Source organism: Curvibacter fontanus (assembly GCF_054780335.1).
Genome location: NZ_BAAGWN010000004.1, coordinates 204,187 through 224,060 on the forward strand (window position 1 = coordinate 204,187; position 19,874 = coordinate 224,060).

General features: G+C 65.3%; 19 protein-coding genes and 1 pseudogene. 13 read left to right on the forward strand and 7 right to left on the reverse strand.

Annotated elements, in window-relative coordinates; translation table 11 throughout:
• Positions 1-3 precede the first annotated feature (3 nt).
• The 3 genes from cobT to ACYVH8_RS02560 all read left to right on the forward strand — a co-directional run bounded on the left by cobT (position 4) and on the right by ACYVH8_RS02560 (position 2,506).
• Entirely contained in the window at positions 4-1,047 is a 1,044-nt protein-coding gene (gene cobT, locus ACYVH8_RS02550) for a nicotinate-nucleotide--dimethylbenzimidazole phosphoribosyltransferase (RefSeq protein ID WP_460487306.1), read from the forward strand.
• Between the two features lie 110 nt (positions 1,048-1,157).
• Positions 1,158-1,964: an adenosylcobinamide-GDP ribazoletransferase gene (locus tag ACYVH8_RS02555; protein ID WP_460487307.1), complete on the forward strand. Its 807-nt coding sequence runs from the start codon at positions 1,158-1,160 to the stop codon at positions 1,962-1,964.
• Positions 1,961-2,506, forward strand: coding sequence for a histidine phosphatase family protein (locus ACYVH8_RS02560; RefSeq protein WP_460487308.1), 546 nt, complete (start codon positions 1,961-1,963; stop codon positions 2,504-2,506). The genes ACYVH8_RS02555 and ACYVH8_RS02560 overlap by 4 nt, the downstream gene beginning before the upstream one ends.
• A gap of 24 nt (positions 2,507-2,530) precedes the next feature.
• On the opposite strand, the pseudogene ACYVH8_RS02565 reads toward ACYVH8_RS02560, so the two are convergent.
• Both ACYVH8_RS02565 and ACYVH8_RS02570 read right to left on the reverse strand, forming a co-directional pair.
• Positions 2,531-2,923 (reverse strand): annotated as a pseudogene (locus ACYVH8_RS02565) (GGDEF domain-containing protein); the annotation flags it as partial.
• Between the two features lie 210 nt (positions 2,924-3,133).
• Positions 3,134-4,057: a LysR family transcriptional regulator gene (locus tag ACYVH8_RS02570; RefSeq protein WP_460487309.1), complete on the reverse strand. Its 924-nt coding sequence runs from the start codon at positions 4,055-4,057 to the stop codon at positions 3,134-3,136.
• 91 nt (positions 4,058-4,148) lie between these two features.
• On the opposite strand from ACYVH8_RS02570, the gene ACYVH8_RS02575 reads away from it, so the two are divergent.
• The 4 genes from ACYVH8_RS02575 to ACYVH8_RS02590 are packed head-to-tail and all read left to right on the forward strand — an operon-like array spanning position 4,149 to position 8,102.
• Positions 4,149-5,114 carry a tripartite tricarboxylate transporter substrate binding protein gene (locus ACYVH8_RS02575; RefSeq protein ID WP_460487310.1) on the forward strand — a complete coding sequence of 322 codons (966 nt, stop codon included), beginning with the start codon at positions 4,149-4,151 and terminating at the stop codon, positions 5,112-5,114.
• Entirely contained in the window at positions 5,111-6,538 is a 1,428-nt protein-coding gene (gene leuC / locus ACYVH8_RS02580) for a 3-isopropylmalate dehydratase large subunit (protein ID WP_460487311.1), read from the forward strand. The genes ACYVH8_RS02575 and leuC overlap by 4 nt, the downstream gene beginning before the upstream one ends.
• 1 nt (position 6,539) lies before the next feature.
• Positions 6,540-7,205, forward strand: coding sequence for a 3-isopropylmalate dehydratase small subunit (gene leuD / locus ACYVH8_RS02585; protein WP_460487312.1), 666 nt, complete (start codon positions 6,540-6,542; stop codon positions 7,203-7,205).
• Positions 7,206-7,220: 15 nt separating this feature from the next.
• Positions 7,221-8,102, forward strand: a complete 882-nt coding sequence (locus ACYVH8_RS02590; protein ID WP_460487313.1) for an alpha/beta fold hydrolase — start codon at positions 7,221-7,223, stop codon at positions 8,100-8,102.
• A 22-nt stretch (positions 8,103-8,124) separates the two neighbouring features.
• On the opposite strand, the gene nth is transcribed toward ACYVH8_RS02590, so the two are convergent.
• Both nth and ACYVH8_RS02600 read right to left on the reverse strand, forming a co-directional pair.
• Complete coding sequence (gene nth, locus ACYVH8_RS02595) at positions 8,125-8,763, reverse strand: endonuclease III (protein ID WP_460487314.1); 639 nt, start codon at positions 8,761-8,763, stop codon at positions 8,125-8,127.
• Between the two features lie 23 nt (positions 8,764-8,786).
• A complete protein-coding gene (locus ACYVH8_RS02600; RefSeq protein WP_460487315.1) occupies positions 8,787-9,593 on the reverse strand; it encodes an HDOD domain-containing protein in 807 nt (268 codons plus the stop codon).
• A gap of 169 nt (positions 9,594-9,762) precedes the next feature.
• On the opposite strand from ACYVH8_RS02600, the gene ACYVH8_RS02605 reads away from it, so the two are divergent.
• From ACYVH8_RS02605 to ACYVH8_RS02620, 4 genes are all read left to right on the forward strand, one after another.
• A complete protein-coding gene (locus ACYVH8_RS02605; RefSeq protein ID WP_460487316.1) occupies positions 9,763-11,508 on the forward strand; it encodes an alkaline phosphatase family protein in 1,746 nt (581 codons plus the stop codon).
• Positions 11,509-11,736: 228 nt separating this feature from the next.
• Complete coding sequence (locus tag ACYVH8_RS02610; RefSeq protein ID WP_460487317.1) at positions 11,737-12,924, forward strand: aminotransferase-like domain-containing protein; 1,188 nt, start codon at positions 11,737-11,739, stop codon at positions 12,922-12,924.
• 162 nt (positions 12,925-13,086) lie between these two features.
• Positions 13,087-13,530, forward strand: coding sequence for a hypothetical protein (locus tag ACYVH8_RS02615; protein WP_460487318.1), 444 nt, complete (start codon positions 13,087-13,089; stop codon positions 13,528-13,530).
• A complete protein-coding gene (locus ACYVH8_RS02620; RefSeq protein ID WP_460487319.1) occupies positions 13,527-14,303 on the forward strand; it encodes a hypothetical protein in 777 nt (258 codons plus the stop codon). The genes ACYVH8_RS02615 and ACYVH8_RS02620 overlap by 4 nt, the downstream gene beginning before the upstream one ends.
• A gap of 71 nt (positions 14,304-14,374) precedes the next feature.
• Here the strand turns inward: ACYVH8_RS02620 and ACYVH8_RS02625 are convergent, their stop codons facing one another.
• Entirely contained in the window at positions 14,375-15,079 is a 705-nt protein-coding gene (locus tag ACYVH8_RS02625) for a Crp/Fnr family transcriptional regulator (RefSeq protein ID WP_460487320.1), read from the reverse strand.
• Positions 15,080-15,180: 101 nt separating this feature from the next.
• On the opposite strand from ACYVH8_RS02625, the gene ACYVH8_RS02630 reads away from it, so the two are divergent.
• Positions 15,181-15,717 (forward strand): Mpo1 family 2-hydroxy fatty acid dioxygenase, encoded by a 537-nt coding sequence (locus ACYVH8_RS02630; RefSeq protein WP_460487321.1) that lies wholly within the window; start codon positions 15,181-15,183, stop codon positions 15,715-15,717.
• A gap of 58 nt (positions 15,718-15,775) precedes the next feature.
• Positions 15,776-16,651 (forward strand): bile acid:sodium symporter family protein, encoded by an 876-nt coding sequence (locus tag ACYVH8_RS02635; protein ID WP_460487322.1) that lies wholly within the window; start codon positions 15,776-15,778, stop codon positions 16,649-16,651.
• 72 nt (positions 16,652-16,723) lie between these two features.
• On the opposite strand, the gene ACYVH8_RS02640 is transcribed toward ACYVH8_RS02635, so the two are convergent.
• Entirely contained in the window at positions 16,724-18,067 is a 1,344-nt protein-coding gene (locus ACYVH8_RS02640) for a sensor domain-containing diguanylate cyclase (RefSeq protein ID WP_460487323.1), read from the reverse strand.
• Between the two features lie 217 nt (positions 18,068-18,284).
• Complete coding sequence (locus ACYVH8_RS02645; protein ID WP_460487324.1) at positions 18,285-19,811, reverse strand: glycine betaine ABC transporter substrate-binding protein; 1,527 nt, start codon at positions 19,809-19,811, stop codon at positions 18,285-18,287.
• Positions 19,812-19,874: the final 63 nt, after the last annotated feature.

Here is a 19,874-nt window from a genome sequence, read left to right on the forward strand (position 1 = left end):
CCCATGAACTTCAAGTTACCCGCCATCCCCGACCTGCATGACGCCGCCCTGGCCCAGCGCCTGCAGCACAAGATCGACCAGAAGACCAAACCCCTGGGCTCGCTGGGCCAGCTGGAAACGCTGGCGCTGCAGCTCGGGCTGATCCTGGGCAGCGAAACGCCCGAGTTGAAGTCCCCGCAGATGCTGGTCTGCGCGGGCGACCACGGCCTGGCCGCGCGTGGTGTCTCGGCCTACCCGAGCGACGTGACCTGGCAGATGGTGGAGAACTTCCTGGCCGGTGGCGCCTGTGTCAGCGTGCTGGCGCGCCAGCACGGTATCGCGCTGAGCGTGGCGGATTGCGGTGTGCGCCACGATTTCGCGCCGCGACCCGGTCTGCTGAACTACAAGGTGGCCCCCGGCACCGCCGATGCTTCCACGGGCCCGGCCATGACGGCCGCGCAGTGCGAGCAGGCGGTGAGCAACGGCATGCAGATCGTCGAAGACCTGCCGGGCAATGCGCTGCTGCTGGGCGAGATGGGCATAGGCAACACCTCGGCCGCTTCGCTGCTGCTCGCGCGCCTGGCGAATCTGGACATCGCCGACTGCACGGGCGCCGGCACGGGCCTGGACGATGCGGCCGTCTCCCGCAAGACCACGGTGCTGCGCGAGGTGCTGCTGCGGCATCCGGGCGTGCGCGAACCGCTGGACGTGCTGGCGGCCTTCGGCGGTTTCGAGATCGCCACGCTGGTGGGCGCCGTGCTGCAGGCTGCGGCCGGGCGCCGGGTCATCGTGGTGGACGGTTTCATCGCCAGCGCCGCCGTGCTGGTGGCCAGCCGCCTGGCGCCGCAGGTGCTGCAGCGTTGCGTGTTCGCGCACCGTTCGGGCGAGCGCGGCCACGCGCTGATGCTCGCGCAGCTGCAGGCCCGGCCCCTGCTGGACCTGGGCCTGCGCCTGGGCGAAGGTTCGGGCGCGGCCCTGGCCTGGCCCCTGCTGGTCTCGGCCTGTGCCATGCTGCGTGAGATGGCCAGCTTCGAATCGGCCGGTGTCTCGGAAAAGTCAGGCGCTTGAATATGAGAGGATGTGCCGGCCCCGACCGTTCGGGCTGAGCCTGTCGAAGCCCTTTGCATGGGGTCGGCTGCCCTTCGGCAAGCTCAGGGCGAACGGACCACGAACACGTCATGAACCCTATCCGTCATTACCTCCTGGCCCTGCAGTTTTTCACGCGTATCCCGGTCACGGGGCGCGTGGCCGCCTGGGTGGGCTACAGCCCCGAGATGCTGCGCAAGTCTGCCGCGCATTTCCCCGGCGTGGGCTGGCTCGTGGGCGGGCTGGCGGCGCTGGTCTACGCCGCCCTGGCCCGCGCCTTGCCCGACGCGAGTTATGCGCCGCTGGTGCTGGCCGTGCTGAGCACCGTGTTCACGGTGCTGCTCACCGGCGCTTTCCATGAAGACGGCCTGGCCGATGTGGCCGACGGCCTGGGCGGCGCCTCCGGGCGTGAACGCGCGCTGGACATCATGAAGGACTCGCGCGTCGGCGCCTTCGGCGCGCTGGCCCTGGTGCTGGCCCTGCTGACCAAGGTGGCCCTGCTGGCCCTGCTGGGCGAGGCCGATCCGGCCCTGGCCTGTGGCGCGCTCTTTTTCGCGCACGTGGTCTCGCGTTGCCTGCCGCTGTGGCTCATCCGCCTGCTGCCCCATGTGGGCGACACGGCGCGTTCCAAATCCAAGCCCCTGGCCGACCAGATCGGCGCTGCCGGCCTGCTGGTGGCCGCGCTCTGGACCGCGGCGGCCGTGGCCCTGGCCCACTGGTGGTTGCCCGAGGCGCGGCTGTGGGTCGGTGGCGGTGTCGCGGCCCTGCTGGCCTGGGTCTGGATGTGGCGTCTGTTCGCGCGCCGCCTGCAGGGCTACACCGGTGACTGCCTGGGCGCCACGCAGCAGGTGTGCGAGGTGCTTTGTTATCTCGGCCTCGCGTTTGCCTTGCGCGCATGAAACTCTGGCTGGTCCGCCATGCGCAGCCGCTGGTCGAGGCCGGTGTCTGCTACGGCGCCAGCGACATCCCGGCCGATGCCGCGGCCACCCGGGCCTGCGCCGCGCGGTTCGCACCCTTGCTGCCGCCAGGCCTCACCTTCTTGAGTTCTCCCTTGCAGCGTTGCACCCAGCTGGCGCAGGCGCTGCTGGCCCTGCGGCCCGACCTGACACTGCGCATCGACGCGCGTCTGGCCGAGATGGACTTCGGCTGCTGGGAGGGCGTGCGCTGGGACGACATCCCGCGTGCGGCCTTCGATGACTGGACGGCCAACTTCGGCGCGGCGCGCTTCGGCGGCAAGGAGAGCGTCAACGAGCTGCTGCAACGTGTGGCCGCTGTTCGTACCGAGGCCCAGGCACGGCAGCAGGACGCGGTCTGGGTCACGCACGCGGGCGTGCTGCGCGCCATGGTCCTGCTGGACCAGGGGCTGACCACACTGGCTCAGGCGCCGCGGTGGCCGCAGGACGTGGCAGGCTGGGGGGAGTGGCAAGAGCAGACGCTTTGATCGCACCCCGCGGTCCGGGCAAACTCAGGCGGCTGCGACCCGGTTGCGGCCCTGGTCCTTGGCCCGGTACAGGGCCGAATCGGCCCGGGCCAGCAGGGTGTCCAGGTTGTCGTTGGCCAGCTGGTTGGTCGTCACGCCGATGGACACCGTGTAGTGCGGCTCGATGGTGGACTGGTCGATCATGGTCCGTATGCGTTCGGTCACCAGCAGGGCCACATCGAGCGTGGTCTCGGGCAGCAGCACGAACTCCTCGCCGCCGAAACGCCCCAGCTGGTCCGAGCGGCGCAGCAGGGTCCTGACCCGGCTGACAAACTCCATCAGCGCCTTGTCGCCGCTCTGGTGGCCGTAGCTGTCGTTGATGGCCTTGAAGTGGTCCAGGTCCATGAGCAACAGGGACATCACATGGCCATGCCGGTGGCAGCACCCCCGCCCATTCGCCCAGGCCCTGGATGGAGGGCGGGTAGTTGCGCTTGAGCATGTACAGAACCAGCGCCATCAGGCCACTCATGAAACCGGCAATGAAGATGAGTGTCCCGGGGTCTGGAAATGTCATGCGCGAACCAAATCAGAAAAATTCATTGTCACCGATCACCCTGATGGCGGCCTGACGAGCGGCACTGCGGCGTGCTACCAATGGCTGGCCGAACCCCTGTTTGCCGCTCTTTTGGATTCGAAATGTTTGAGCAGCCAGTCCACCAGGACACGTACCTTGGCAGGCATCTGTTTGCTGGTCTGGAAGACCAGGTAGATGTCCGCCGGAGGCGGCGCCCAATCGGGCAGAAGCGGCGCCAGCTCTCCGGTTTTCAGATGCTTGGCAATGTCCCACTGAGACCGGATCAGGATGCCTTGCCCGTCCAGCGCCCAGGACAAGGCCGCATTGCCGTCGTTCGTGCTGAGGTTGGAGCGGACCTTGATCGTCTCCGATTCGGCGCCATTGCTGAAATGCCAGGTTCCGAAGGTCTCGTCCGCCTCGCGGATGAAGATGCAGTTGTGGCGCCCCAGGTCTCTCGGATGCACGGGCACGCCCATGGCGGACAGATAGGCTGGCGTCGCGCACAGGATGCGGCGGTTTTTTGCCAACAGCCTGGCCGTCAGCCGGCTGTCGGCGAGTTCACCAAACCGGACCATCAAGTCGAAGCCCTGGTCCACGAGATTGACGGACTTTTCGCTCAGATGAAGTTGCACATCGATCTGCGGGAACTCGCGCACAAAGCTGGAGAGCGCTGGCGTCACATGGGTTCTGCCGAACCCGAAGGTCGCCGCGATCCTCACGGTGCCTTGCGGCTGCAGGCTTCCGCCGGCGATGCGTCCCTCCAGCGCATGCATCTCTTCCTGAATGCGCACGCCCTCCATCAGGTAGGTTTCGCCCTCCGGCGTCAGGCTGATCTTGCGGGTGGTGCGGTTCATCAGCCGCACACCGAGCCGTTTCTCCAGCAGCGCCAGGCGGCGGCTGATGACCGGAGGGGTCACACCCAGCTCCTGTGCCGTCGCGGCCATGTTCCCGAGCTTGACGATCAGCGCGAACAGCTTGATGTCTGAGTAGGCGTCCATTATTGTTTTTGGAACACTAAAGAATGAATTTTATTTGAATTGTTTCTTTAATGTTCATGGATAGCATGGGGCACCTTCAAAGGAGACACTCATGAAAAAATGGATTGCAGCTGCAAGCAGCCTGCTTCTCGCATGCAGCCCGGTTTACTCACAAACCGGCCATTACCCGGACAAGCCCATCAAGCTGGTGGTGCCCTACGCACCCGGCGGCAGCGCCGACATCACCGCGCGGCTGATCAGCGACGCCCTGGCCAAGGCCGTGGGCGGCACGATCTTCATCGAGAACAAGGGCGGCGCCGGCGGCAACCTGGGCGTGGACTTCGTCGCCAAGTCCGCGGGCGACGGCTACACCATCGGACTGCAGACCGTGTCCCTGGCGATCAATCCCGGGCTGACCCCCAAGATGCCCTATGACACCCTGAAGGACCTGGCCCCCATCGGCATGATCGCCAGCTCGCAGCACGTGCTGGTGACCGGCGCGAATTTCCCGGCCAGGAATGTGGCCGAACTGGTCAAGCTGGCCAAGGCCAAGCCTGGCACGCTGAGCTACGGTTCGGCGGGCCCCGGCAGCACCTTCCACATGTCCGCCGAACTCTTCAAGGCCGTCGCGGGCATCTCGGTGCTCCATATTCCCTACCGCGGCGGCGGTCCCGCCCTGATCGACACGATCTCGGGCCAGGTGGACATGAGCTTTCCCGTGCTTGCCGCAGCTGTACCCCACATCCAGGCGGGCAAGCTCAAGGCGCTGGGGGTGACCGGCGCCAAGCGCTCGCCTCTGCTGCCGGACGTTCCCACCATTGCAGAAGCGGGGGTCACCAAGTACGCGTTTGAAACCTGGTTCATGCTCTTTGCGCCGGCGAGCACACCCAAGCCCATCATCGACAAGCTCAATGCCGGTCTGCGGCAGGTACTGGAGACACCGGCCGTGAAAGAGCGCATGGCCAAGGACGGCTTCGAGGCCACGCCGTCCACCGCGGCCGAGGCCCGGGCACGCCTGGAGAGAGAACTCCAGATGTGGGCCAAATTGACCAAAGAGCGTGGGATCACCGCAGAATGAACACCCCGTCGAACACGAGTGCCGCCAGGACGCTCTATCAGAAGCTGGTCGAATCCCACACGGTGCGGGTGCTCGACGAACAGAACGTCCTGCTGTTCTGCGATCTGCACCTGATGAACGAGTACACCAGCCCGCAGGCCTTCGCCGGCCTGGACGTGCGCAAGGTCAAGACGCTGATGCCCGGGCAGAACGTGTCCGTGGTCAGCCACATCATTCCCACGCATCCTGTGAAGATCCGCGTGATCGATGACCAGGCCTCGGCCTTGCAGGCCAGCAACCTCGCGCAGAACTGCGCAAGACACGGCATTCCTCTGTTCGACACCAACGACGCCATGCAGGGGATCGAGCACGTCGTCGCCCCCGAGCACGGGATGATCCGCCCGGGCATGGTCGTGATCTGCGGCGACAGCCACACCACGACCTACGGCGCCCTGGGCGCCCTGGGTTTCGGCATCGGCACCTCCGAGGTGGAGCACGTGCTGGCGACGCAGACCCTGGTCTACCGCCTCGCCAGGAACATGCGCATACGCATCGACGGCCAACTGCCAGCAGGCACCACCAGCAAGGACCTGATCCTGATGATCATCGGGGCCATCGGCGCCCAGGGTGCGCGGGGTTATGTCGTCGAGTTCTGCGGCAGTGCCGTGCAGGCCCTGTCGGTCGAAGCGCGCTTCACCTTGTGCAATATGGCGGTCGAGGCGGGCGCGCGCGGCGCCCTGATCGCGCCGGACCAGACCGCCATCGATTACGTCCTTGAAAAATGCCCCGACATCAGGGGCCCCTACCAGCGCCAGGCCCTTGAACAGTGGCAGCTGCTCAGGAGCGACGAGGGCGCACAGTTTGAAGCCGAGCACCGCTTCGATGCCAGCCAGGTCGAGCCTTATGTCACCTGGGGCACCAGCCCGGACCAGGTTGTTTCGATCTCGGGCAGGGTTCCCACCGCCGCGCAGGTCGGTGCGGAGCAAAAGCGCAGCACCGAACAGGCGCTGGCCTACACCAGGCTGCAGGGGGGCCAGCCGATCGAAGGCACGCCCATCCAGCACGTCTTCATCGGTTCCTGCACCAACGCCCGGATCGAGGACCTGCGCAATGCTGCCCAGGTCGTCGCGGGCCGCAAGGTCGCGGCCGGCGTGCGCGCCATGGTCGTCCCCGGCTCTGGCGCGGTGAAGCAGCAGGCCGAGCGGGAAGGGCTGGACCAGGTCTTCCTCACGGCCGGCTTCGAGTGGCGCAAGCCCGGCTGCTCCATGTGCCTGGCCATGAACGACGACGTGCTCAGCGACGGGACCCGCTGCGCCTCGACCACCAACCGGAACTTCGAAGGCCGTCAGGGGCGTGGCGCCATCACCCATCTCATGAGTCCGGCGATGGCCGCGGCCGCCGCGGTGACCGGCAAGATCACCGATGTCCGGAAACTGGGGAACTGACATGTCGAACACCATCAAGGCCATACAAGGCAAGGCGGCTGCCATCCGGATCGACAACCTCGACACGGACCAGATCATGCCCAAGCAGTTTCTGCGCAGGATCGACAAGGCCGGCCTGGCCGAAGGACTGCTTTACGATCTCCGTTTCGACACCCAGGGCACGATCAAGCCGGATTTCGTGCTCAATCGCCCTCAATATGCCCCCTCGAAATTGCTGCTGGGAGGGTCCAACTTCGGCTGCGGCTCCAGCCGCGAGCACGCGGTCTGGGGCCTGCTGGACTATGGCTTCACGGCCATCATTGCCCCCAGCTTCGCCGAGATCTTCTATTCCAACGCGATGGGCAACCAGCTGCTGCTGGTTGCGCTGCCTGTCGCGCAGGTCGAGCAGCTCATGGCGCTCTCCGAACGTGCCGATGCGCCGGAGATCTCCATCGACGTGGAACATCTGGAAGTCCGTTGTGCAGGCCTGCCCGCCATGAAGTTCGACATCTCCAGGCGGCACCAGGAGATGTTCCTCAAGGGGGTGGACGTCGTCGGCATGTCCCTGAGCTATATGGACGAGATCATGGCGTTTGCCCAGACCCATTGGCAGCAACAGCCCTGGACCCGGGACGTCGCCGCGCGCATGAAGCGTCAAATCCCGGTGAGCGACGGGCAGGCGAACTGATAGGGGAAAACCGACATGATGTTCCCCGGGTTCAAAAAACTGTCGATTGCCACCGCCGGCACCACCATCGACACCCTGGTGGGCGGCCAAGGCCCGGCCCTGCTCCTGCTGCATGGGCATCCCCAGACCAAGGCGTGTTGGCATAAGGTCGCGCCTGCCCTGGCGAAACATTTCACGGTCGTGTTGACGGACTTGCGGGGCTACGGCGACTCCGGTAAGCCAGACGGCGGCGAAAACCACATCGGCTACTCCAAGCGCCGGATGGCGCAAGACCAGGTGGAGGTCATGCGCCACCTGGGATTTCCCCGCTTCCAGGTGGCGGGGCATGACCGTGGTGGACGCGTCGTCCACCGCATGCTGCTGGACCATCCCAACGCGGTGGAGCGGGCAGCCGTCCTGGACATCGCGCCGACGGCGACCATGTACGCATCCGCCAACATGGAATTTGCGATGCGTTACGTCTGGTGGTTTTTCCTGGCGCAAGCGGCGCCGCTGCCGGAAAAATTGATAGGCGCGAACCTGGCGTTTTACCTGCAACACCACATCGACAAGCAGAACAAGACGCCCGGCGCCATCACGGCGCAAGCCTATGCAGAGTACCGTCGTTGCTACACGGAAGCCACCTTGCATGCGGTCTGTGAAGACTATCGTGCGGCTGCGTCCATCGACCTGGAGCATGACGCCGCAGACAGCGAGCGCAGGATTCAATCGCCCTTGCTCGTTCTCTGGGGCAAGCAGGGCGTTGTCGGGAACACCTACGACGTGCTGGCGACGTGGCGGGAAAAGTCCTTGCCTGCGGTGGTGCAGGGACGCGCCTTGTCATGCGGCCACTACCTGCCGGAGGAGGCCCCGGACGAGGTGATGCAAGAGTTTTTGCAGTTCTTTCGCTCAGCCTAGCGGCCCAGGCCGGCGCAGCCACTCAGGGCGCAGGCGTCTTGGGCTTGAAGTCGCAATACGCCGACACGCTGCACAACCAGCACTGCGGCTTGCGCGCCTGGCAGACGTAGCGCCCGTGCAGGATCAGCCAGTGGTGCGCGTCGATCAGGTAGTCGGGCGGCACGCGCTTCAAGAGCTGCATCTCCACCTCGTACGGGGTCTTGCCCGGCGCCAGGCCGGTGCGGTTGCCCACGCGGAAGATGTGCGTGTCGACCGCCATGGTCGGCTCGCCGAAGGCGCTGTTGAGCACCACGTTGGCGGTCTTGCGGCCCACGCCGGGCAGGGCTTCCAGCGCCTCGCGGCTGCGCGGCACCTGGCCGCCATGGCGTTCCACCAGGATGCGGCAGGTCTCCATCAGGTGCCTGGCCTTGCTGCGGTACAGGCCGATGGTCTTGATGTAACCCTCCAGCCCTTCGAGCCCGAGGGCCAGGATCTGCTGCGGCGTGTGGGCCACGGGGTAGAGCCTGCGCGTGGCCTTGTTCACGCCCACGTCGGTGGCCTGGGCCGAGAGCAGCACCGCGGCCAGCAGCTCGAAGACCGAGGTGTATTCGAGTTCGGTGACGGGCTGGGGGTTGGCGGCCTGGAGGGTGGCGAAGAAAGAGCGAATAGCGGCCGGGGTCATGTCTCAGCGGTGAGGAAGGACGGTCAGAGCGTGGAGATGTCGAAGAAGCTTTCGCGTTCGGGCAGCTTCTTGCGCATCCAGTCCAGGTTCAGGTCCAGCTGGGCGATCACCTCCTGCGGCAGCGCGTCCACGATGTCCGGGTCGCTGAAGGCCATGTCGGCTAGGCGGCTGGCCAGGTGCACCACACCGCCCAGCTGGGAAAACGGCGGCGAGGCCAGCGGCGCCGAGGCCGTGTTGAGCCCGCGCACGATGGTGGCCGGGAAATGCCAGCGGTGCGCCAGCTCGGCCGTGACCTGGGCCTCGGTGAAACCCAGCAGCTGCTGTTCGCGCACCCAGCGGTCGCCGGGGATCTGCGGCTGGCGTTCCAGTTCGGCCAGGGTGGCGGGTTTGGCCTGCACGATCAGCAGCTCACCCAGGCGCAGCATCATGCCGGTCAGCCAGGCCTGCTGGGCGTCCAGACCGATGCCGCCGGCCAGCCATTGCGAGTAACCGGCGCAGGCCATGCTGTTGCGCCAGAACTCGGTGCGGTCCAGGCCGGGCACCACGGGGAAGGCCACGTTCATGCAGGCCGTCAGCGCCAGCGTGCGCACCTGGGACAGGCCCACCATGGCGATGGCCGCGTCCAGCGTGCCGATCTCGCGGCGCATGCCCATGGCGGCGCTGTTGGCGCTGCGCAGCACCTTGGCGGTGAGGACGGGGTCCTTGGCGATCAGGTCGCGCACCTGGCTGATGGACACGTCCTCGTCGTGCAGGGTGCGGATCAGGGCGTGCGCCACCTCGGGCATCACCGGCAGCTTGACGGACTGGAAGAATTCGGAAAGATCGGACATGGGGCATCCTGGTGTCGCGGGTGGGGCCAGTGTGCCGGCAGGTCATGCCGGCGGCAAGGGTGGAAATCTCCGGTTACAGCATTGTCCATCAGGTCCATGCAGCCGTCCTGCGCAGGCCGCGGATTTCATGGGATGATCCTCGCCTCGCTGTTCAACCTCACGTCTGACCATGAAGCTTCGAGCCCCACCGCGCGCCCTGCGCCTGTGCCTGGCCGGCCTGCTGACGGCCTTGCTGGCCGCGTGCCAGGCCCTGCCCGAAGCGGATGCCCCGGCCGCTGCGTCCACGCCGGCGCCGGCCGCGGTGGTGGCCAGCCCGCCCGCGGTGCCACCGGCCGCGCCTGCCGCGCCCGTCTTCACCAACCGGCCGCGCCTGCTTGTATTCCTGGTGGTGGACGGCCTGCCGCAGCGTCAGGTGCTGGCCTACCGCGACCAGCTGGCCCCCGACGGCCTGGCGCGTTTCCTGGACCGCGGCGCCTGGTTCGCCGACGCGCATTACGGCCACGCCTTCACCGTCACCGCCGCCGGCCACGCCACCATGCTCACCGGGGCCTACCCCCACCGCACGGGCATCATCGCCAACGAATGGCGCGACGCCATGACCGGCGCGCCCGAGTACTGCACCGGTGACATCGGCGCCAGCTACATCGGCCACAAGACCCAGCCCCTGGACGGCACCAGCCCCAGGAACCTCAAGGTGGAGACCGTGGGCGACGTGCTGCGGCGCGCCGACCCCCGCGCCAAGGTCATCGGCATCTCGGGCAAGGACCGCGGCGCCATCCTGCCCGCGGGCCAGACCGGCACCGCCTACATGTACATGGCGCAGACCGGCTTTTTTGCCAGCAGCACCTTCTACATGCCCCAGCACCCGGCCTGGGTCAACGCCTTCAACGCCGCCAAACCCGCCGACCGCTGGTTCAGGAAAGAGTGGAAGCCGGTGTTGCCCGAAGAGGCCTACGCCCGCTCCATCCCCGACCGCCAGCCCTGGTACGGCCAGAAGGCCGCCGCCTTGCCCATGATGATGGGCGCGCCGGGCGACGGAGCCCCGGGCCCGGCCTATTACAACCAGCTGCTGCGCAGCCCCTATGCCGACCAGCTCACCCTGGACTTCGCGCGCGCCGCCCTCGCCGGCGAGGGCCTGGGCCAGGACAACGTGCCCGACATCCTGGCCATCAGCCTCTCGGCGCACGACTACATCAACCACCGTTTCAGCGCCGAATCGCGTTTTTCGCACGACCACCTGCTGCAGCTCGACCGCCAGCTGCAGGACTTCTTCAAGCACCTGGACGCCACCGTGGGCCGCGACAACTACATCGTCACGCTCACCGCCGACCACGGTTTCATGCCCGCGCCCGAGTTCACCGCCCAGCAGGGCCTGCGCTCGGGCCGTATCGTCGGCAGCCAGCTGCTGGCGCGCGTCAACAGCGGCCTGGAGCAGGAGTTCGGCGCGGGCAAGTGGGTCAGCTTCTCGGGTTCGGCCCTGCTGCTCGACAAGCAACTCATCAGCCAGCACCGCGTGGACCCCGACGATGTGGCCGACGAAGCGCGTGACCTGCTGCTCGAAGAAGCGGGCATCGCCGCCGCCTACACCCGGCGCGAACTGGCCGCGGGCAGCCGCATCGACGGCCCCTTCTTCGGCGCCATGCAGCGTGCCTGGCACGTCGACGTCTCGGGCGACGTGCAGTACGTCCTCAAGCCCTACTGGATGTTCCAGTCCAGCACCAGCATCGCCACGCACGGCTCGCCCTACCCCTATGACACCAACGTGCCCATCCTGGCCTGGGGCCCGCGCTGGGTGAAACCCGGCCGTGTGGAGCAGCGCGTGGAGATCGTGGACATCGCCCCCACCGTGGCCGGCTGGCTGGGCGTGGCCGTGCCCGCCGCCTCCGAAGGCAAAACCCTGCCGCTGCCGAAATAGTTTCCCCTTCGTGCTCTTATCCCGTTCGGGCTGAGCCGGAGATCCGTACGGACTGAGGTCCATATCCGTACGGACTGAATTCCATCACCGTTCGCGCTGAGCCTGTCGAAGCGCAGCGCCAGCCAAGGACAGGACTTCGACAAGCTCAGTCCGAACGGGGGAGCCAGCTCGCCGAGGGCGGGGCGGTTTGACGGAGAATCGGGGTTTTCTCCGTCACGCTCGCACCCCATGCAATTCGCCGACCGCCTCAACCACGTCGAAACCTCCGCCATCCGCGAACTCTTCAAGCTGCTGGGCAAGCCCGGCATCATCTCCTTCGCCGGCGGTTTCCCCGACAGCGCCATGTTCGACGTGGAGGGCATCCGCGAAGCCTCGCAGAAAGCCCTGAGCGAGGAACCCGGCGCCGCCCTGCAGTACGGCGCCACCGAGGGCTACAACCCCCTGCGCGAACAGCTCGCCGCCTTCATGGGCAGCAAGGGCGTGCAGGTCAGCCCGGACGGGCTGATCGTCACCACCGGCAGCCAGCAGGCGCTGGATTTGATCGGCAAGACCCTGATCGACCCGGGTGACAAGGTCATCGTGGAGGCGCCCACCTTCCTGGCCACCATCCAGTGCTTCCGCCTTTACGGCGCCAACGTGATCGGCGCGCCCATCGATGCGCACGGCGTGCAGGTCGACCAGCTGGAACAGCTGATTGCCGAGCACAAGCCGAAGTTCGTCTACCTCATCCCCACCTTCGGCAACCCCAGCGGCGCCACCCTGAGCCTGGAGCGCCGCAAGCGCATTCTTGAGCTGGCCGTGAAAACCAGGACCGTGGTGATCGAGGACGATCCCTACGGCGACCTCTATTTCGGCAAGGCCCCGCCGGCGAGCCTTTTGGCCCTCACCGCCCAGGTGCCCGGCAGCCGTGACTGGCTGGTGCACTGCGGTTCACTCAGCAAGGTGCTCAGCCCCGGCCTGCGTGTGGGCTGGATGATCGCCCCGGCCGAACTGCTGGCCAAGGCAACGATGTGCAAGCAGTTCAGCGACGCCCACACCAGCACCTTTGCCCAGGCCACCGCCGCGCAATACCTCAAGGCCGGCCGCATGCCCGCCACCCTGGCCCATGTGCGTGAGGTCTATGCCGGGCGTGCGAAGACCATGGGCGAATGCCTGAAGAAGGAACTGGGCGACGCCATCGAATTCACCCAGCCCGGCGGCGGCCTGTTCTTCTGGGCCCGGCTCACAGGCGCGGGCGGCAAGCTCAAGGATGCGGGTGAACTGGCCAAACGTGCGATTGAAAAGGGCGTGGCCTTTGTGCCGGGTGCGCCGTTTTATGCGACCAACCCCGATGCCTCGACCCTGCGCCTGAGTTTTGCGACGGTGGGGGAGGACAAGATACGTGAGGGGGTGGAACGCTTGGGTAATGCGATTTGACCGGAGGAGAGAAGATTAGGGAGGTAAAAGGGGCTCTGATAAGGCGCCTTTTTTGGAGCATGCCCCCTTTTGGGGGATGTCAAAAATAGAGGAAACGGCTTAGCATTTGACCTTAAGGGTCTGTAATTTCGTTTAACTAGGCAAACTAAGTGGAGGCCACCTTTGACAACCGCAAAAATTGAAATATCCGTCGGTGCAATCACGTTTTCTGGGGAAGGAACAGAAGATTGGCTTGAAAAGCAACTCGATAAACTCCTAGCATCTGCGCCTGCACTTGCTGCAATTCATCCCCCTGCGGACTCAGGCTCCAGTGATCAAAATGGATCCAACGGTGCTAAAGATGTAGGCACATTGCCCAGTTTTCTCCAAAAGAAAGGGGCAACGAAAAACCACGTACGACGTTTCCTTGCAACGGCCGAATGGTTGCATAGCAAGGGATCACGGCGCCTTCAGACCGGTGATGTATCGAAGGCACTGTCGGATGCTAATCAGCCTAGACTGGGTAACGCATCTGAATGTTTGAACAAAAACGTAAGTAAGGGACATTGCGAAAAGGAAGGAAAAGCGTTTTTCGTCACCCCTGAAGGTAAAACGTTCCTGGGATGAGTACACCGATTACCGCTTTCGGGGCACTTCCTGCTGGCTTGCGTGACCCGTTACTTGCGGAGTATCGAACCATAGTGCAGAGCTATCTCGAGAGACGTTGGACACCGGCTGCATTAGGCGGAGGTAAATTCTGCGAGGTGGTCTACACAATAGTTGACGGATATGGCGCTGGCAACTACGCAAATGCGCCCGCGAAGCCGGTAAATATGGTGAATGCCTGCCGTGCCTTGGAGAGTCGGAGTCACGTTCCGCGTGGCTTTCAAATATTGATCCCGCGTCTTTTGCCTGCTCTCTACGAGGTGAGAAATAATCGAGGAGTTGGGCATGTCGGTGGAGATGTTGACTCAAATCACATGGACTCTGCTGCCGTTCTTGCGCTTGCCAATTGGATCATGGGCGAGCTTGTTCGAGTGCTTCACTTGACGAGTACTACAGAAGCACAGCAAATAGTAGATGCGATTTCCATAAGACGTATCCCTCTTGTTTGGGATGGTCTGAACGGTGTTCGGCGGGTGCTTGATCCAAAGATTGCATTGAAGGACCAAATTCTTTTGCTGCTTGATAGTAGCGCTGATGGCGAAGCTACTTCAGATATTGCGAACTGGACGGGTAGTAAAAATAGGACATATTTCAAGAAGTTGCTTCACCAATTGGCGAAACAGCGAATGATTGAACTCTCGCAGAATGAAGAGCAAGCGACGATTCTTCCTCCTGGAAGCGTCAGAGTCGAGGCTGTGATCCGTGCGCATGAGCTGAGTTCACTACCTAAATAGCAGTAGCTCTAGTTTGTGTTTAGCCAAGTTCAGGCACACAAGCAACTTGATATTGGAATTGGGGCGTTACCTCACTGACACAACGTCCTCAATCCGGGCAAGTCCAGTATCTCCATGCCCCCCCGCTGCACCCACAATATCCCCTGCGCTTCCAGCTCCTTGAGGATCTGGTTTGTCGTCTGGCGTGACACGCCGATCATCAGCGCCAGTTCCTGCTGGGTCACGGCCAGCACACGCCGTGTGCCGCCTTTGCCACTCTGCACCCCGTAACCCTCGGCCATGCCCACCAGGCGGCGTGCCAGGCGCAGCGGGGCGCTGAGCACGGTCTGTTCTTCCATGTTCACGAAGGCCATGCGCAGCTTCTCGGCCATGAGCACGGCCAGGTCGCGCCAGTGTTGAGGGTGTTCGTTCAGCCAGGCCAGCAGCTCCGCGTGGGGCACCTGCAGCAGGACGCTGGGCTCGGCCGCATGGGCGTGGTGGGTGCGGGCCGAGCCGTCGAAGACCGAAATCTCGCCGAACCATTGCGGCGGCGTCAGCACCACCAGCAGGGCCTCGCGCGCGTCGTCGCCGCGGCCGCTTTGGCCCGAGATACGGATGGCACCCGACACCAGGGCGTAGAGACCGCAGGTCGGGCTGTCGCGCAGGAACAGGGCCTCACCCGTCAGCAGGCTGCGCACCTTGCTCATCTGCAGCAGGGCCTGGGCGAATTCCGGTGGCAGCTGGGCGTACCAGCGGCCGGAGTTCAGCACGGGCAGGTAGTGTTGCGCGTCGTTCATGGGGTTTGTACGGGGGCGAAGGCTTGTGTCGGGTACCTGACAGACTGTGGGCGAGGGTAGGTCGATCATTGATGTCTGTCAATGTGCAGAAGGAGACGACCATGAAAACACTCACCGACCACCTGACCCAGTACGCGGCCTACCACCAGGACCAGCGCAACGTGGCCACGCATTTCGTGGGCATCCCCATGATCGTGCTGGCCGTGACCACACTGCTTTCGCGCCCGGCCTGGAGCATGGGCATGGATGGGGGCGGTTTGCCGCTCACGCCGGCCCTGCTGCTGGCCATCCTGTCCTCGCTGTTCTATTTGCGGCTGGACCTGCGCTTTGGCCTGGCCATGGTGGCGCAGCTGATCGTGAGCCTGTGGATCAGCCAGTGGATCGCCGCGCAGGGCACGGCCGTGTGGCTGGGCTGGGGCATCGGTCTGTTTGTCGTGGGCTGGATCATCCAGTTCATCGGCCACTATTGGGAAGGCCGCAAGCCGGCCTTTGTGGACGACATGGTGGGCCTGCTGGTGGGGCCGCTGTTCCTGACGGCCGAGGTGGCCTTTGCCCTGCGCCTGCGCCAGGACGTGAAGGCCGAGATTGACCGCCGTATCGGTGCCGGTGCGCACGGCGCACGGGTGGCCGCGGCATGAACGCCGCCCGGCCGCCCGAAGGCGTTCGCGCCGCAGTGCGCAGCACGGAGGTTAGGCTATGAACTTCACCGCGGCCTTGCCGGCCCTGCTGCTCGGGGCCCTGGCCCTGGTGATGTTCGGCCTGGGCCTGTCGCTCTCGCTGGGTGATTTCGTTCGCCTAAGACTGCACCCCAGGGCCGTGCTGCTGGCCCTGGCCATCCAGATGCTGTTGCTGCCCGCCGTGGCCTGGGGGCTCATCGTGGGCCTGGGCGTGGCGCCGGTCTATGCCGTGGGGCTGATGCTGCTGGCGGCTTCGCCGGGCGGGGTGTCGGCCAATCTGTTCAGCCATCTGTTTGGCGGCAACGTGGCGATGAACATTTCGCTCACGGCCATCAACACGGTGCTGTCCATCGTCAGCCTGCCGCTGATCACGAACTGGGCCATCGCCACCTTCGTGCAGAGCGGCCAGATCGTGCCGCTGCAGTTCGGCAAGGTGTTCGAGGTGGTGGGCGTGATCCTGGTGCCGGCGGCCATCGGCATGGTGGTGCGCGGCAAACAGCCGGGTTTTGCCGCGCGCATGGAAAAGCCCATGAAGGCCTTCAGCGCCCTGGTGCTGGCGGTCTTTGCCATCATCGCCATCGCCAAGGAGTGGACGGCGCTCACCGAGTCCTTCGCCAGCCTGGGCCCGGTGGTGCTGGCCTTCAACCTGCTGAGCCTGCTGGCGGGGTATTACCTCTCGCGCTGGGCCGGGCTGGACAAGGCCATGGCCACGGCCGTGAGCTTCGAGATCGGCATCCACAACTCCACGCTCGCGATCTTCGTGGCGCTGTCGGTGCTGGGCAATTTCCAGCTGGCGCTGCCGGCGGCGATCTACTCGGTCAGCATGTACCTCACGGCCACGCTGTTCGGCCTGGGGTTGCTGCGCCGACGGCAGATACAGGCCGCGACAGCCTGAACGTCGAAGCAAAACCAAGCAATCAAGGCCCTCACCGATGGCCTTTGGTTCTTCTCGCGATCAAGGCGGGGCTCATGCCGCCATCGGCATGCTGACCACGCGGTTGCGACCCTGGCCCTTGGCCTGGTACAGGCACTGGTCGGCCGCGTAGAGCAATTCGTCGGGGTCCATTTTCAGGTTCAGCAGGGCCAGGCCGGCGCTGATGCTGACATGGGCGCTGGCTGCCGAGCGTTCATGGGGTATGGCCAGATCGACCACCGCTTGACGGGCGGCTTCGGCGATCTGGTGGGCGCCGTCCGGCCCAGTGTCAGGCAGGATCAGGGCGAATTCCTCCCCGCCATACCGGGCTGCCATGTCTGCAGGCCGGTTGCAGCAGGAGCGCAGGGCACGGGCGATCTGTTTCAGGCATTCGTCCCCGGCCTGATGTCCATAGAGGTCGTTGTAGGCCTTGTAGTGATCGACGTCGCACATCAGCAGGGCCAGGGGACGCTGGTGGCGGCTGGCGATGGCGATCTGCTCGGCCAGGTACTCGTCGAAATAGCGCCGGTTGGCCAGCCCGGTCAGTCCGTCGTGCCTGGAGAGCCGGTCCAGGGCGTGGTTTGCGCTCCTCAATTCGACCGACATCTGCACCAGCCGGTTGTACTGGCGGCCGTCTTCGATCAGCAGTGCAATGAGCAGGCTGCTGGCGGCCAGCAGGCCATAGATGCGCCCCACGTACCAACCCAGGTCGTAGCGGCCGGTGTTCAGCATGGCCGCCAGCGCGATATTGCACAGCCAGACGCACATCACGACCAGCACCCAGATGTCGAGCACGCTATGGGGCTTGCGTCGCCAGAGCACCAGCGCCGCAACCAGGCTCAAGACCCAGACACCCGTGAGGAAAATGCGCCCCACGTCGGTGGTCCGGTTGCCGTCAAGGAACACCGGCAGCCAGGCATGACCCTGGGTGGCGACGAGTGTCGACGCGATCACAAAGGCGAACACCCCGGTGATCATGGAGAGGATGGGGACGCTCGCCTTGACCGGCGCGATGCCCGGGGTTGTCGCCAGCCTGCTGTCCTTGACCCCGGCATAGACCATGACAAACAGCGGGAAGCCACCGTGCCATGCCATGTATATGGCAGACGTGGTCTGCGGGCCGGAGCCCAGCAGACCGGTGGGCGAGAACAGGCCGGGGAAGACCATGGCATAGGCCGCCGTGATGCAGGTGGTGTAGAGGTAGCCGCCGGCCAATACCAGCAATGCCGGCGAGCGTAAGACGCTGTACTGGCCAAAGAGCAGGGCCGCCGTGATCAGGTCGCAGATCACAAGCGAGGCAACGTAGATGGGGATGAAAGCCGGGACTTCGGCCAGGGGCGTCCTGGCAATAGGGGCCGTCGCCAGGAAAAGCAAAATGGAAACCGCCACAGGCACCATCGCGTACCTGATCTCTCGGCGACTGGCGGGCTCGGTTGAAAGCAATCCCCAGTGCCCTTGCATCGAGTCGATCCGCATACCGCAACCGCTTTTTGTTTGGCCCGTACCCAACGAGGCCGGCTGACTCCCTGCACAGTTACGAGTTGTACGCTGGATGGCTTTTTATGGCAATAGTCAAAAGACCCTATCCCGTGTTGCTGCCGGAGCAACCCGCTGCCTAGATCGTTTTTCGCCCGGTTTCAGGAAAGAGGCCGCGCTCGCCCAGCGTGAAGGCGCCTTCGATGGCCAGCGCCATCAGCGCCACGGGAATAGCGCCGGCCAGCAGGGTGGCGTTGTCGTTCAGGGCCAGGCCGGTGACGATGCGTTCGCCGTAACCGCCCGCACCGATGAAGGCCGCGATGGTGGCGGTGCCTACGTTGATGACCGCCGAGGTCTTGATACCGGCCAGCAGCGTGGCGCGCGCCAGCGGCAGTTCGACCAGGCGCAGCGTCAGCCAGGGCGACAGGCCCAGGGCCAGGGCCGCCTGTTTCATGCCGTGCGGGACCTGGCCCAGGCCGGCGTGCGTGTTGCGCACGATGGGCAGCAGCGCATACACGGTCAGGGCGATGAAGGCCGGCGCCAGGCCGATGCTGCCCGTGATGGGGATGAGGATGGCGAGCAGGGCCAGCGAGGGGATGGTTTGCAGCACCCCGGTCAGGCCCAGGATGACGGCGCCGGGGGCGGGAAAACGCGCCGCCAGGATGCCCAGCGGGATGCCCAGCACCATGCTCGCGCCCAGCGAGAGGAAGACCAGCGCCAGGTGCTCCATCGTGAGGCGCAGCAGATCGGGGGCGAAGAGCTTGGCCAGCACACTGCGGACCGTCAGATGACCGGAGCTTGTCTTCGGGGGGGCTGTCAACTCGCCGCTCAGAAACGCCTGCGCCACGTTCTGGAAGCTTTTGCCTTCGAGTTCCGCAGCGGCATTCATGCGACGCATGGCCGCTTCGTCGATGCGGCCCTCCAGCCGGCTGAGGGCGGCCCAGCTGCGGGGCGAGCGCGTGGGCAGATCGGCCAGGTGCAGCAGCACCGCCTCGTAGCGCGGAAAGTAGTGGCTGTCGTCTTCGAGCACGCGCAGCGCGAAGGCGTCGATCTTGGCGTCGGTGGTGTAGACGTCGGTGACGTCGATCTGGTTCTGCGCAAGGGCTTCGTAGGCCAGGCCGTGGTCCAGCCCGCGCGCCCGGGCCTGCCGCAGCGCGTAGGCCTTTTGCAGTCCCGGCCAGCCGTCGGTGCGGCCGATGAACTCCTGGGACAGGCCGAAGCGCAGGTCCGGATGGTTTTTCAGCTCGGACAGGCGGGTGATGTTCAGCGCTGCGGCGTCCCGCTCACGCATGGCCAGGGCATAGCTGTTGTTGAAGCCCAGGGGCACCGAGGCCTGCAGGCCGAGCCTGGCGAGTTGGGCGTTCAGTTCCGGCAGGGGCGGCACCTGGTCCAGGCGCAGGATTTCGCGCGCGATGGTGCCGGTGTACTCGGGATAGACATCGATGCTGCGGGCCTGCAGGGCGCTGAGCAGGATGGCCGTGTTGCCCAGGCCCTGGCGGTGCGAGACCTCGATCTCACCGGCGTTCCGGGCCGACTGGCTGACGATCTCGGCCAGGATGTAGGCTTCGGTGAAGCGCTTGGAGCCGACCTTGAGCCTCTCGCCCCCTGCCGCTTGCCCGATGAGCAGCCAGAGGAGGACGGCCGTGAGGGCTTTGAGGCAGGTCATGCGCAGGGTGGAGGGGTGGGGCACCGACGCATTGTCACCCCGAGCGCGCGCCCAGACAAAAGG